Source organism: uncultured Brevundimonas sp., assembly GCF_963977465.1.
Taxonomy (GTDB): domain Bacteria; phylum Pseudomonadota; class Alphaproteobacteria; order Caulobacterales; family Caulobacteraceae; genus Brevundimonas.
On sequence record NZ_CAXBOQ010000003.1, the window covers coordinates 49339 to 62545 of the forward strand.

Below are 13207 nucleotides of genomic sequence, written 5' to 3' on the forward strand. Positions count from 1 at the left end.
CGACGACCGTGACGTCAAATACGCGGGCGGCGATGGTTAGAACCGTGGACATGGCGGGCGATCCGGAAAGCGGGACAGGGTCCCCTGCACAGCAAGGACCGTGCCGCCGGATGTCGCCGCATCAGACGTCCGTGCGCTTGCCCTTGCCGGCTCCCGGGCGACGTTCGTTGGGCCCGGAATATTCAGTGCCCAGATAGGTGGAGCGGGCTGCGCCGAGAACCGGCGGTCCACCTTTCAAACCTTTGCGCTGGCCGGTCTGGCCGATCATCTGGGCAGCGAATGCGGTCGCGCCGGGGTCGGCCGCGGGCTTGGGGGCAGGTCTTGCCGGGCTGTCCTCTGTCGGGGTGGCGTGATCGGCGGCTTCCCCCAATGGTACGAGTTCACGCGACGTCGAGCCGGCCCGGCGTTCGGCCGCGCGTCGGTCGCGATCGCGGCGATCCTGCCGCTCGACCGGACTGATGGGGCGAACGCCGTCCGTCATGGCGAGCCCTTGCCGCCGGCCAGCCGGTCGATCTGGGCCTTCATCTCATCCATCTGCTTTCGCATTTCGGTGAGCGGGTCGCGCGGTGTCTCGTCGCCGGCGGGCTCGGTGGCCTTGTCCGGCCGGGCTGCAGGATTGCCCATGGCGAAGCCGGGCCACATCGTCATGGCCTTTTCGAACAGGGCCATGTTGCGCTTGACCGCCTCGTCCATCAGCCCGGCCCCGGGGGTGGCTCCGAAGGTGCGGCTGAACTGGCTGCGCAGTTCCTCCTGCTGGCGGGAGAAGGAATCCAGCGACATTTCCAGATAGCTGGGCAGGACACCCTGCATCTGGCCGCCGTAGAAGCCGATCAGCTGGCGCAGGAACTGGACGGGGAGCAGGGCCTCGCCGCGGCTTTCCTCTTCGAAGATGATCTGGGTCAGGATCTGACGGGTCAGATCGTCGTTGCTCTTGGCGTCATAGACGACGAAATCGGTGCCTTCGCGGACCATGGTCGCCAGGTCTTCAAGCGTCACATAGGCGCTGGTGGCGGTGTTGTAGAGCCGCCGGTTGGCGTACTTCTTGATGATGACGGTATCGCCGTCCTTGCCTTTTTCGCTTCCGGACTTTTTCTCGGCCACGCGTCGCACCCGTCTTTGTTGCAATGCCGCACTATCCCGCAGGGCGGCGGCGGACGCCAGCCCCCTTGCGGTGGTCAGCCCGCCGGAGCCAGAACCACGCCGACCAGTACGGCTGACCAGTGGGCGGCGGCCCCGGCGACGACGAAACCGTGCCAGATCGCGCGACGGAACCTAACCCGAGGACTGATGAAGACGAAGACGCCGGCGGTGTAGATCAGGCCGCCGATGACCAGCAGGGCCAGGGCCGCCGGATGGACGGTGTCGACCAATGGCTTCAGAGCCAGCACGGCCAGCCACCCGAACAGGGCGTAGACGACGCTCCAGAAGCCATCCGACAGGCGCGGCGCGATCAATTTGGTGAACACCCCGGCGAACGCGATCAGCCAGACCGCGAGGGTGAATCCGATCGCCCAGGCCCCTTCGAACCGCTGGGTGGTGAAAGGCGTGTAGCTGCCGGCGATCATCAGAAAGATGGCGGCTTCGTCCAGCCGCCGCAGCACCGGCCGGGCGGCGCAGGGGCGGGCCTGGTTGTACACGGTTGAGGCCGTCAGCATGGCGATCAGGCACAGGGCGTAGATGGCGGTCGAGACCGAGGTGCCGACGCCGGCATAGAGGGCGGCCAGGACGGCGAGGACCACGCCACCGGCCGCGGCCAGGCCCAGACCGACGATGTGCACCCACAGGTCGGCGAGGCGTTCGCCGCGCGTCTGATAGTGTTCGATCATGTCCAGCTCATCCGGAGTGCAGAGCCGGGTCAGCAGTTTTTTCAGTTCCATACGCATGGTTTCCTAAGCAGGTCAGGCCGCCAGTTGTTCCCGGACATGATGCCGATTCAGGGTGACTATTCGCTGAACGGTCCGGCGAGAGCGTGACGAAGGGCGACGAATGCGGCAGAAACGCCACGCAACAATTTTGCCCTGGAGTTCCCATGTCTGACGCCCGCCCTGATGTCGTGATCGTGTCCGCCGCCCGTACGCCGGTCGGATCGTTTCTGGGAGCCCTGTCAAGTCTGCCGGCATCGAAACTGGGCGAGATCGCCATCCATGGGGCGCTGGAGCAGGCGCGGGTCGCGGCGGCAGACGTCGACGAGGTGATCCTGGGCCATGTGCTGCAGGCGGCGGCGGGGCAGGGACCGGCGCGTCAGGCGGCGATGGGCGCGGGCATTCCGAAGGAGACGCCGGCGTGGAGCCTGAACCAGATCTGCGGCTCGGGCCTGCGGGCCGTGGCGCTGGCCTATCAGCAGATCGCCATGGGCGATGCACGCATCGTGGTCGCCGGGGGGCAGGAGAGTATGAGCCAGGCCCCGCACGCGGCCAATTTGCGCAACGGCCAGAAGATGGGCGACCTGGCCTTTACCGACACGATGATCAAGGACGGGCTGTGGGACGCCTTCAACGGCTATCATATGGGGCAAACCGCCGAGAACATCGCCGACCAGAACCAGATCAGCCGCGCGGCCCAGGACGAATTCGCGGTGGCCAGCCAGAACAAGGCCGAGGCGGCGCAGAAGGCGGGCCGGTTTGCCGATGAGATCGTTCCGGTGACGATCCCAGGGCGCAAGGGCGATGTGGTCGTCGATCAGGACGAATACGTCCGGCACGGCGCAACGATCGAGGCGATGGCGAAGCTGCGACCGGCATTCACCAAGGACGGCTCGGTCACGGCGGCCAATGCGTCCGGCCTGAACGACGGCGCTGCGGCCCTGGTGCTGATGAGCGGCGACGAGGCCCGCAAGCGTGGACTGAAGCCACTGGCGCGGATCGTGTCCTGGGCCAGTGCCGGGGTCGATCCGGCGATCATGGGCACGGGCCCGATCCCGGCCTCGCGCAAGGCGCTGGACAAGGCCGGCTGGACCGTCGCCGATCTGGATCTGGTCGAGTCCAATGAGGCCTTTGCCGCTCAGAGCCTGTGCGTTCTGAAGACGCTGGATCTCGACCCGGCCAAGGTTAACGTCAACGGCGGGGCCATCGCCATCGGCCATCCGATCGGCGCGTCCGGGGCCCGCATCCTGACCACCCTGCTGCACGAGATGAAGCGGCGTGATGCGAAGAAGGGTCTGGCGACCCTGTGCATCGGCGGCGGCATGGGCGTGGCCCTGTGCGTCGAACGGGACTGATCCCGACTGTCGACGGGCCGATTGTCCCCGGTCCCTGCGCAATAATTTTCGCTGCGACGGAGCCAGGGGGATTTATCGCCCCAAGGTCGCACCGCAGACGACGTTTGAAATCCCGTAACCTGGTGGCGGTGACGGGGTGGGAACCCTGATTGTCAAAGACCGGGCGGCCCGTCGGCCGGTCGGCGGCGGGGCGCTGGGTCCATTGTAGACCAGCCCTGGACCCCCGCGGATTTTTTGCCGGGAACAGGCTGTGAGTCCGGGGCAGATGTCCCCTGATTGTCCCCGAATGTGCTCCCCGGGCGCAGGATTACCTGTCCCCGGAGTCCCCACTGATCGCCGTCCTGTGGGGAGGCTCGACTTCGCGAATTGGGCGGAAGGGGCTAAGGCGACGCGATGACGACAGATATTCTCCATGGCCGCCCCCCGCTGGTGTTCGATCCGCCGGGGGCCGCGATCCAGACCTCGCCCCTGATCCCCGGTTCGACGGCGCTGGAAAGCTTCGCGCCGAAGTCCGTGGACACGGCCATGATCTATGCGCCGCCGGGCGTGCTGGAGCGACGCTATCTGCTGGCCCTGGCCCTGCAGGCGCTGAAGGTCGGCGGCCGGCTGGACGTGATGGCCGCCAAGGACAAGGGCGGATCGCGGCTAAACAAGGAACTGAAGGCCTTCGGCGTCGAACTGGCCGAGAGTTCCAAGGCCCATCACCGCCGCTGCGTGGTGATCCGGCCCGAAACCCTGACCGGAATTGACGAGGCCATTGCGGCGGGTGCCCCGCGGCAGGTCGAGGGGCTGGAGGCCTGGTCGCAACCGGGCATCTTCGCCTGGGACCGGGTCGATGCGGGTACGGCCCTGCTGGCCGAACATCTGCCGCCGATGAAGGGGCTCGGCGTGGACCTGGGCTGCGGTTACGGGGCGCTGGCCACGGTGGTGCTGCGCTCGCCGACGGTGACGCTGCTGAAGCTGGTCGATGTGGACCGGCGGGCGATCGAGGCGGCGCAGAAGAATGTCGACGACCCCCGTGTGAGTTACGACTGGATCGACGCCCGCAATCTGGACGCGGCCGGAGATCAGGATTTCGTGGTCAGCAATCCGCCCTTCCACGATGGCGGGACCGAGGACAAACGACTGGGTCAGGCCTTCATCCAGAAGGCCGCGGCCTTGCTGCACAAGGGCGGCGTGGCCTGGATCGTGGCCAACCGGCATCTGCCCTATGAGGCCGAGCTGAACGCCGCCTTCAAACGAGTGACGATGGTCGCCGACCGCGGTGGCTACAAATTGTTCGAGGCGGTGAAATGAGCCAGCCCTCAAGCAGTCCGAAGGACGTTAGGGCGACGGGCAAAGTCCCGACATCCCGCGTCGACAAGCTGCTGGGCGGGATGGGCTATGGCTCGCGCAGCGAAATGGCGCGGCTGGGCAAGGCTGGCGGCATTGTGCTGGACGGGGTCGATCTGGTCGACGTGTCCAAACGCATCCCGGTGACCCGCGACCTGCCGCAGCGGATGATGATCGACGGCCGTCCTGTCGATCCGCCGCCGGGTGTGGTGCTGCTGCTGAACAAGCCGCTGGGCATGACCTGTTCGCGCAAGGAGGAGGGGGCCCTGGTCTATGACGTGCTGCCGTCGCGCTGGCGGCATCGCGACCCGGCAATCTCGACCATCGGACGGCTGGACAAGCAGACCTCGGGCCTGCTGCTGCTGACCGACGACGGTGACCTGCTGCATCGGGTGATCTCGCCGCGCCGCCATGTGGCCAAGGTCTATCACGCGACGCTGGCGCGGCCGCTGGCCGGGACGGAACAGGCCCTGTTCGCGGCCGGGGGGCTGGTGCTGGAGGGGGAGAACAAGCCACTGGCCCCGGCCGAGCTGGAGGTGTTGTCGCCGACCGAGGCGCGGCTGACGGTGACCGAGGGCCGCTATCATATGGTGCGGCGCATGTTCGCCGCCGCCGGCAACCACGTGGAAGCGCTGCACCGGGAACGACTGGGTGGCTTGACCCTGCCCGACGACCTGGCCCCCGGTGAGTGGCAATTGCTGGATGAGGCCGAGGTCGAGCAGATCTTCGCCTAGCATTCCCTGTCCGGCGCGGTGAGGCCGGGAACCCCGCCCGCGTTCGGGCTCTATCGCTCCGCCATTTGAACGGAGACGACATGACCGGGGCGACACGGAAGCGCGATCTGAGGACCGGCCGTCCGGTCTGGGCCGACAGCTACGGGCTGGGCGTCCCGGTGCGGACGCTCGACGCCGCGATCAGCGTGGATGTCGTCATCGTCGGGGCCGGGATCAGTGGGGCCTTCATGGCGCATGACCTGAGCCGGGACCATTCGGTGGCGGTACTGGACCGTCGCCCGCCCCTGACCGGATCGACCATGGCCTCGACGGCGCTGCTGCAGTGGGAAATCGACCTGCCACTGACGGTGCTGGCCGAGAAGATCGGGGCCGAGAAGGCCAAGCGGGCGTATCTGCGCTCACGTGCGGCCGTTGAGGATCTGAAGCGGATCGTGGCCCATGAGCGGATCGTCTGCGGACTGAAGGACAAGGACAGCCTGTATCTGGCGGGCGACACCTATGGCTATCGCGCGCTGGAAGCCGAGGCCGGGGCAAGGGCGGCGATTGGACTGGACAGCGAATTTATCGGCCCCGCGGACCTGCGCGAGCGGTTCGGCATCGACCGGACCGGGGCCATCATCTCCAGCGGCTCGGCCAGTGCCGACCCGGCCCGACTGGCGGCCGGACTGCTGCGTCGGGCCCGGGCCAATGGCGCGACGGTCTATTCGCAGGTCGAGGTATTGCAGGCCGCGTCCGATCCGGAGGGGGTGACGCTGATCACCGACGCGGGCCATGCGGTCCGGGCGCGGCAAGTGGTGTTCTGCTGCGGCTATGAATTTCCCAAGGGGGTGCCGACACCGGGGGCCAAGGTGATCTCGACCTGGGCTCTGGCGACGAAGTCGCGAACCGCCTGTCCAGCCTGGTTGCGCGACACCTTGGTGTGGGAGGCGTCCGACCCCTATCTGTATTTCCGCATGGGTGGCGACGGGCGGTTGATCGTCGGCGGTGAAGACGAGGATTCACCCGATGCCCATCAGGACGAGGCCCGGTTGAAACGCAAATGCGCGGCCATCGCCGCGAAATTGCAGGCGCTGGTCCCGGCTCTGGATTTCGAGGTCGATTACAGCTGGGCCGGGGCCTTCGGCGAAAGCGCCACCGGCCTGCCGTCGATCGCGCCAGTGCCGGACATGGACCACGCCTGGGCGGTGATGGGGTTCGGGGGCAATGGCATCACCTATTCGGTCATCGCCAGTCAGGTGGTCGCGGCGGCGATCCGCGGACAGGTTGATCCCGACGCCGATCTGTATCGGGTCTGAGAGAGTCGACGGCACGACGGTTCGCCCCGGCGATTGCCGACGACCGGACTCTCCGAGCGTGATGCGACTATCCAGTTTGACTGGACGATAGCCATCAAGATGGCTATCTTGCGGACATGAGCACCTACACTGTCGCCCAGGCGCGGGACAATCTGTCGAAATTGATCGCCGCTGCCCAGCGCGGCGAAGACGTGAGAATCGCGCGAAACGGTCAGCCTGCCGTGCGCATGATCAGTGATGCGCCGAAGGGGTTGGTCATCGACGTGGCCGAACTGAAGCGGCGGCGGATCGTGCCCAAGGCCGGGCCGACCGATATCGTCCAGCTTCTGGAAGAGATGCGCCAGGAACGGCCGTGGTAAACGTCTATCTTGATGCCAGCGTCCTCTATTCCATCCTGATCTCTGACGCCCATTCCGACCGCGTGAGGGACTGGCTGGTCGGTGAACCTGTGCTGACCTTCAGCCTGTGGACCCTGACCGAGACCTCGTCAGCCCTGTCCCACGCCCAGCGCACCGACCGGATCACGGCGGCCGAGCGCCGTCGCGCGGAGGTCGAGATGGACAGGTTGTTCAGTCCGACACGGCCGGACGCGGTGATCGGCCCCGACGACTTCCTGCAGGCGCGCCGTCTGCTTGAACGCCATGAAGCCCTGCGTGCGCCCGACGCCCTGCATCTGGCCATCGTCGAGCGGGAGTCCTGGGCGCTGGCCACCCTCGACCGGCGTTTGGCCGAGGCGGCGGTGAAGCAGGGTGTGGTGTTGGCCCTGTCATGACCCCCGTAAAGATCTGTGGCCTGACCACGCCCGAAACCCTCGACGCCGCGCTGGACGGCGGGGCGGCCTTTGTCGGGGCGGTGATCTTTCCGCGCAGCCCGCGCCATCTGGAACCGCTGCACGCGGCGACCCTGTTCGACCGGGCTCGGGGGCGGGCCAGGGTGGTGGCGGTGACGGTCGATGCCGACGACGCGCGGCTGACCGAGATCGCCCTGATCCTGAAACCGGACCTGATCCAGTTGCACGGGCGGGAGACGCCCGAGCGAGCGGCGCGGGTGCGCGAGTTGACCGGCGCCGGGATCATCCGGGCCTTGGCTGTGTCCACGGCGGCGGACATCGAGGCGGCGGCCGCGTGGGAGCCGGTCGTCGATCATCTTATGTTCGATGCCCGTCCCCCGGCGGGCGCGGACCTGCCGGGCGGGGTCGGGGCCCGGTTCGACTGGTCGCTGCTGGCCGGGCGATCGTTCGCAAGGCCGTGGTTTCTGGCCGGGGGCCTGACGCCGGACAATGTCGCTGAGGCCGTGGCCATCAGCGCGGCCCCGATGGTCGATGTGTCCTCTGGTGTGGAAAGCGCACCGGGTGTTAAGGACACGGACCGGATTGCGGCCTTTCTCAGGGCCGTGTGACGCCCCATTTCCGACGCCTCCCCGCGAGAGAAACGCCTGTGAACGCCATCCTGCCCAATGCCTATGCCCTGCCGGACGCCGAGGGCCGGTTCGGTCCCTACGGGGGCCGGTTCGTGGCCGAGACCCTGATGCCGCTGGTGCATGAGCTGACCGCGGCCTATGCGGCAGCCCAGGCCGACCCGAGCTTCCAGGCCGAGCTGGACGACTTCCTGACCCATTATGTCGGTCGGCCCAGCCCCCTGTATCTGGCCGAACGGCTGAGCGCCCACTACGGAACGGCCGATATCTGGTTCAAGCGCGACGAGCTGAATCATACCGGCGCGCACAAGATCAACAACTGCATGGGCCAGATCCTGCTGGCCATGCGGATGGGCAAGACCCGCATCATCGCCGAGACCGGGGCCGGCCAGCACGGGGTGGCCACGGCGACCGTCTGCGCCCGCTTCGGCCTGAAATGCGTGGTCTATATGGGCGCGACCGACGTGCAGCGGCAGTCGCCCAACGTGTTCCGCATGAAGCTGCTGGGGGCCGAGGTGATCCCGGTGACCAGCGGCCGGGCGACGCTGAAGGACGCCATGAACGAGGCGATGCGGGACTGGGTCACCAATGTCGAGGACACCTATTATCTGATCGGTACCGCCGCCGGGCCGCACCCCTATCCGGCCATGGTCCGCGACTTCCAGTCGGTGATCGGCAAGGAAACCAAGGTCCAGATGCAGGCACGACGCGGCAAACTTCCGGACGCCTGTGTCGCGGCCATCGGCGGCGGATCGAACGCCATCGGCCTGTTCCACCCCTTCATCGACGATGCCTCCGTGCGGCTGATCGGGGTCGAGGCGGCCGGGCGCGGGCTGGACGGGCCGGACCATGCGGCCTCACTGCAGGGCGGACGGCCCGGCGTGCTGCACGGCAATCGTACCTATCTGCTGCAGGACGACGACGGCCAGATTCTGGAAGGCCATTCCATCTCGGCCGGGCTCGATTATCCGGGCATCGGACCGGAACACGCCTGGCTGAAGGACATCGGCCGTGCCGAATATCGCGCCACCACCGACGCCGAGGCGCTGGAAGCCTTCCAGCTGTGCTCGAAACTGGAGGGGATCATTCCGGCGCTGGAGCCCAGCCATGCCCTGGCGCGGGTCGGCGAAATCGCGGCCGAGGTCGGCAAGGGCGGCGACGTGGTGGTCAATCTATGCGGCCGCGGCGACAAGGATATCTTCGCCGTGGCGGAACATCTGGGAGTTGAGCTCTAGGGCTCCGGGAATCTGAACATGAAACGCTTCATCGCAATGACGGCCGTCGTGTCGCTGGCCCTGGCCGGCCCGGTCCTGGCGCAGAGCCAGGGGCAGCCGGCGGCGGATACGCCGATCCTGGCCGGGGCCACCCTGGCCCCCGACTGCGGCAATCTGTACGCCCTCGCCGGCAAGGCCTTCTGCGTCAGTGCTCCGCTGGCCGGCGTCGGCACGCTGGCCGATGCCTATGTCGCCCATTTCGAGGGTCAGGGCTGGCTGGCCGCGGGCGGCGACAGCAATCGGGTGGTGCTGGTCAAGCGTCGCGACAGCGGCGGCTGCGACGGTATCCAGATGATCGCCTTCTATGACACGACGCGTCCGACCGGACCGACCTCGACCGGCTATCTGGGCTTCGCCACCATTCCCGGGGATGTGTGCACGGCGGCGGCCGCGGTGCCGGCGACGCAATGACCACCGCTCGTATCGACGCCCGTTTCGCCGCGCTGAAGGCCGAGGGCCGGGCCGGGTTCGTGACCTATGTGATGGCCGGTGATCCGACCCGGGATCAGGCGCTGGAGATTCTGCGCGGCCTGCCGGCGGCCGGGGCCGACCTGATCGAATTGGGCATTCCGTTCTCGGATCCGATGGCCGAGGGACCGCCGATCCAGAAGGCGGCGATCCGCGCGCTGAAGGCCGGGCTGACGCTGAAGGGGACGCTGGCGCTGGCGCAGGCGTTCCGGGACGGCGACACCGACACGCCGCTGATCCTGATGGGCTATCTGAATCCGATCGAGAGCTATGGCTATGACGCCTTCGCCCGCGACGCTGCGGCCAGCGGCGTCGACGGCGTGATCGTGGTCGACTGCCCGCCGGAAGAGGCTGATCCGCTGTCGGACGCGCTGGACGCCCACAAGGTGGCGCTGATCCGGCTGGCGACGCCAACCTCGGACGATGCGCGGCTGAAGATCATCGCCCGGCGCACCTCGGGCTTTGTCTACTATGTGTCCGTGGCCGGGGTGACCGGGGTCAAGGAGGCCCAGGCCCTGTCGGTAGCCCCGGCCGTCGAGCGGGTGCGCAAGGCCTCGGGCCTGCCGGTGGCGGTCGGCTTTGGCGTGCGCACGCCGGAGCGGGCCGCCGAGATCGCCCGCGTCGCCGATGCGGTGGTGGTCGGCTCGGCGCTGGTCGACGAAGTCGCTGCGGCGCTGGAATCCGGCGAATCCGCGCCGGACCGGGTGCTGGCCCGGGTTCGGGCCCTGTCCGACGCCGTCAGGGCTGCACGCGTGACGGAAACCGTCTAGAGACACGTTCATGGCCGAAAAGAACACGCCCCCGATCAAGACCCCGCCGGAACGCCGTGGCGGCTGGCTGTCGCGTTTCGCCCCCGGCGTGCGCAAGATCGTCAGCCGGCGCGACACGCCCGACGGCCTGTGGGTCAAGGATCCCGACACCGACGAGATGCTCTATCGCCCGGACCTCGAGACCGCCCTGTGGGTGACCCCGTCCGGTCGGCATATGCGGATCGGCGCAGCCAAGCGGCTGGGCTACACCTTCGATGGCGGCAAATATGAGCCGATCAGCAGCCCCGAGGTCGAGGAAGACCCGCTGAAGTTCAGCGACGGCAAGCCGTATCGCGAGCGGCTGGCGGCGGCGCGCAAGACCGTGGGCACGCGCGACGTGATGTCGATCGGCTTTGGCGAGATCGACGGCACACCGGCCGTGGCCATCGTGCAGGATTTTGCCTTCATGGGCGGCTCGCTGGGCATGGCTGCCGGTGAGGGCTTCATCGCCGCCGCCCGGGCCGCGGTCGAGCGCAAGGTGCCGATGGTCTGTTTCACCGCCGCGGGCGGGGCCCGGATGCAGGAGGGCGCGCTGAGCCTGATGCAGATGGCGCGCACCACCCTGGCGGTGCAGGAACTGAAGGCGGCGCAGCTGCCCTTCGTCGTGGTGCTGACCGATCCGACCACCGGTGGGGTCACCGCCAGCTATGCGATGCTGGGCGATGTGCATCTGGCCGAGCCTGACGCGCTGATCGGCTTTGCCGGCCCCCGGGTGATCGAGGCCACGATCCGCGAGAAACTGCCGCCGGGCTTCCAGCGTGCCGAATATCTGGAACAGAAGGGCATGGTCGACCGCGTGGTCAACCGTGCCGACCTGCCGAAGACGCTGGGTCAGGTCCTGTCGATGCTGATGGACGGCAAGCGTCGGGCCGCCTAGGTCCGGACCATGGATCCGATCTCGGCCCGGTTGTTGGCCCGACATCCCCAGAAGATCGACCTGTCACTGGACCGGATGCGGGCCCTGTGCGCTGCGCTGGGCGATCCGCAGGACGCCCTGCCGCCAGTCATTCATGTGGCCGGGACCAACGGCAAGGGCTCGACCGCCGCCCTGCTGCGCGCCATGGCCGAGGCGGCGGGGTTACGGGTCCACGTTTATACGTCGCCGCATCTGGTGCGGTTCAACGAACGTATCCGCCTGGCCGGGACCCTGATCGACGACGCAGCGCTGAATGCGGCGCTGGACCGGGTCGAGGCGGCCGGTGAGGCGCACGGCATCGGGGCCACGGTGTTTGAGGTGGCGACGGCCGCGGCCTTTGTCGCCATGGCCGGGGTGGCCGCCGATCTGGCCATCATCGAGGTCGGGCTGGGCGGGTCGCTGGACGCCACCAATGTCATCGACCGGCCGTTGCTGAGCGTGATCACGCCGATTGCCCTGGATCATGCGGAGTTTCTCGGCACCGACCTGTCGGGCATCGCCGGAGAGAAGGCTGGCATATTGAAGCCCGGCGCGCGCGGGCTGGTGGCGCGCCAGTCAGAGGCGGTGATGGCGGTGATCACGGCGCGGGCGGCGGCGCTGCTGGCACCGCTGACGGTGCTGGGCAGCGATTTCGACGCCTGGGGCGACCGGGGTGGCCTGTCGTACCAGGACGAGGAACGGTTCCTCGACCTGCCTGCCCCGGCCCTGGCCGGCCCGCACCAGATCGACAATGCCGGGCTGGCGGTGGCCGTGGCGCTGGAGCTGGACCTGCCCGAGGCCGCGATCGTCCAAGGTCTGGAGACGGTGAGCTGGCCGGCACGGATGCAGCGGCTGACGGCGGGACCCTATGGCGAGACGGCGCGCTCGGCGGAAGCCGAGCTGTGGCTGGACGGGGGGCACAATCCGCATGCGGCGCGGGCCCTGGCCGAGACCCTGGCGGCGCGGCAGGCGCGCGCCCCGCGGCCGCTGGCCCTGATCGTCGGCATGCTGGCCAACAAGGATTCAGGCGGCTTCTTCGAGGCGCTGAAGGACAGTGGCGCGGCCGTGTTCACCGTCGGCTTTGATGGAACGGCGGCCGAGCCCGAGGCGCTGGCAGCGGTAGCACGCGGCCACGGGCTCGGAGCCCAGCCGGCGGGCTCGGTCAGCGGGGCGCTGGATCTGGCGCTACGGCTGGGAGCCGGGCGGGTGGTGATCTGCGGCTCGCTCTACCTCGCGGGCGAGGTGCTGGGCGCGAGCCGCGAGACCTGGCCCATTTAGCATTGGGCCTATCGCGCTTTGCGCTACTTGAGGCCATGTCGCTGGGCCTATCGCCCTTCGGGCTACTTGAGGCCAAAGCACTGACCCGGCGGCCCCTCCGTACGGGAGGGGCCTTGGGACATCAGGCGGTGATGCCGGCCTCGGCCAGCCATTCGACGATCTTGCCCTTGGGCATGGCACCGACCTTCATCGAGGCCATCTCGCCGTTGCGGAACAGCATCAGGGTCGGGATGCCCTTCACGCCCAGCTTGGACGGGATCATCGGCGAATCGTCGATATTGACCTTGGCGATCACGACCTTGCCCGACAGTTCGTCGGCGATCTGTTCCAGCGCCGGGCCGATCTGTTTGCACGGGCCGCACCATTCAGCCCAGAAATCGACCAGCACGGGGACCGACGACTTGAGGACGTCGGCGTCGAAGCTGGCGTCGGTGACCTTGACGGTGGCCATGGGGGAATTCTCCTGCTGCACCGGGGGCGGTGCGGGGT

The 13207-nt window shown here is 68.0% G+C and carries 16 protein-coding genes; 12 read left to right on the top strand and 4 right to left on the bottom strand.

Annotated elements, in window-relative coordinates; genetic code table 11:
• Positions 1 to 121: 121 nt before the first annotated feature.
• From AAC067_RS07185 to AAC067_RS07195, 3 genes are all read right to left on the bottom strand, one after another.
• Positions 122 to 481 carry a hypothetical protein gene (locus tag AAC067_RS07185; RefSeq protein WP_339930987.1) on the bottom strand — a complete coding sequence of 120 codons (360 nt, stop codon included), beginning with the start codon at positions 479 to 481 and terminating at the stop codon, positions 122 to 124.
• Positions 478 to 1101 (bottom strand): polyhydroxyalkanoate synthesis repressor PhaR, encoded by a 624-nt coding sequence (phaR, locus tag AAC067_RS07190; protein ID WP_339930989.1) that lies wholly within the window; start codon positions 1099 to 1101, stop codon positions 478 to 480. Before phaR ends, AAC067_RS07185 begins: the two co-directional genes overlap by 4 nt.
• Positions 1102 to 1175: 74 nt before the next feature.
• The gene (locus AAC067_RS07195) at positions 1176 to 1883 is read right to left on the bottom strand and encodes a hemolysin III family protein (RefSeq protein WP_339930991.1); all 708 of its coding nucleotides are present in this window, start codon (positions 1881 to 1883) and stop codon (positions 1176 to 1178) included.
• Between the two features lie 146 nt (positions 1884 to 2029).
• Here AAC067_RS07195 and AAC067_RS07200 point away from each other — a divergent pair, with 146 nt between their 5' ends.
• The 12 genes from AAC067_RS07200 (at position 2030) to AAC067_RS07255 (ending at position 12718) form a co-directional block, all read left to right on the top strand.
• Entirely contained in the window at positions 2030 to 3217 is a 1188-nt protein-coding gene (locus AAC067_RS07200) for an acetyl-CoA C-acetyltransferase (protein WP_339930993.1), read from the top strand.
• A gap of 393 nt (positions 3218 to 3610) precedes the next feature.
• Complete coding sequence (locus AAC067_RS07205) at positions 3611 to 4513, top strand: class I SAM-dependent methyltransferase (protein ID WP_339930995.1); 903 nt, start codon at positions 3611 to 3613, stop codon at positions 4511 to 4513.
• Complete coding sequence (locus AAC067_RS07210; RefSeq protein WP_339930997.1) at positions 4510 to 5283, top strand: pseudouridine synthase; 774 nt, start codon at positions 4510 to 4512, stop codon at positions 5281 to 5283. Before AAC067_RS07205 ends, AAC067_RS07210 begins: the two co-directional genes overlap by 4 nt.
• An 80-nt stretch (positions 5284 to 5363) precedes the next feature.
• Positions 5364 to 6578, top strand: a complete 1215-nt coding sequence (locus AAC067_RS07215; RefSeq protein ID WP_339930999.1) for an FAD-dependent oxidoreductase — start codon at positions 5364 to 5366, stop codon at positions 6576 to 6578.
• A 116-nt stretch (positions 6579 to 6694) separates the two neighbouring features.
• The gene (locus AAC067_RS07220; protein ID WP_339931001.1) at positions 6695 to 6937 is read left to right on the top strand and encodes a type II toxin-antitoxin system prevent-host-death family antitoxin; all 243 of its coding nucleotides are present in this window, start codon (positions 6695 to 6697) and stop codon (positions 6935 to 6937) included.
• Positions 6931 to 7350, top strand: a complete 420-nt coding sequence (locus AAC067_RS07225; RefSeq protein WP_339931002.1) for a type II toxin-antitoxin system VapC family toxin — start codon at positions 6931 to 6933, stop codon at positions 7348 to 7350. The genes AAC067_RS07220 and AAC067_RS07225 overlap by 7 nt, the downstream gene beginning before the upstream one ends.
• Positions 7347 to 7976 carry a phosphoribosylanthranilate isomerase gene (locus tag AAC067_RS07230; RefSeq protein ID WP_339931003.1) on the top strand — a complete coding sequence of 210 codons (630 nt, stop codon included), beginning with the start codon at positions 7347 to 7349 and terminating at the stop codon, positions 7974 to 7976. The genes AAC067_RS07225 and AAC067_RS07230 overlap by 4 nt, the downstream gene beginning before the upstream one ends.
• A gap of 38 nt (positions 7977 to 8014) precedes the next feature.
• Positions 8015 to 9229 (top strand): tryptophan synthase subunit beta, encoded by a 1215-nt coding sequence (trpB, locus tag AAC067_RS07235; protein WP_339931004.1) that lies wholly within the window; start codon positions 8015 to 8017, stop codon positions 9227 to 9229.
• 18 nt (positions 9230 to 9247) lie between these two features.
• Positions 9248 to 9679, top strand: coding sequence for a hypothetical protein (locus AAC067_RS07240; RefSeq protein ID WP_339931005.1), 432 nt, complete (start codon positions 9248 to 9250; stop codon positions 9677 to 9679).
• A complete protein-coding gene (trpA, locus tag AAC067_RS07245; RefSeq protein WP_339931007.1) occupies positions 9676 to 10506 on the top strand; it encodes a tryptophan synthase subunit alpha in 831 nt (276 codons plus the stop codon). Before AAC067_RS07240 ends, trpA begins: the two co-directional genes overlap by 4 nt.
• A gap of 10 nt (positions 10507 to 10516) precedes the next feature.
• Positions 10517 to 11422 (top strand): acetyl-CoA carboxylase carboxyltransferase subunit beta, encoded by a 906-nt coding sequence (locus AAC067_RS07250; RefSeq protein WP_339931009.1) that lies wholly within the window; start codon positions 10517 to 10519, stop codon positions 11420 to 11422.
• Between the two features lie 9 nt (positions 11423 to 11431).
• Positions 11432 to 12718 carry a folylpolyglutamate synthase/dihydrofolate synthase family protein gene (locus AAC067_RS07255; protein WP_339931011.1) on the top strand — a complete coding sequence of 429 codons (1287 nt, stop codon included), beginning with the start codon at positions 11432 to 11434 and terminating at the stop codon, positions 12716 to 12718.
• Positions 12719 to 12839: 121 nt separating this feature from the next.
• On the opposite strand, the gene trxA is transcribed toward AAC067_RS07255, so the two are convergent.
• On the bottom strand, positions 12840 to 13169 hold the full coding sequence (gene trxA / locus AAC067_RS07260; RefSeq protein WP_339931013.1) for a thioredoxin: 330 nt from the start codon (positions 13167 to 13169) through the stop codon (positions 12840 to 12842).
• Between the last annotated feature and the right edge of the window lie 38 nt (positions 13170 to 13207).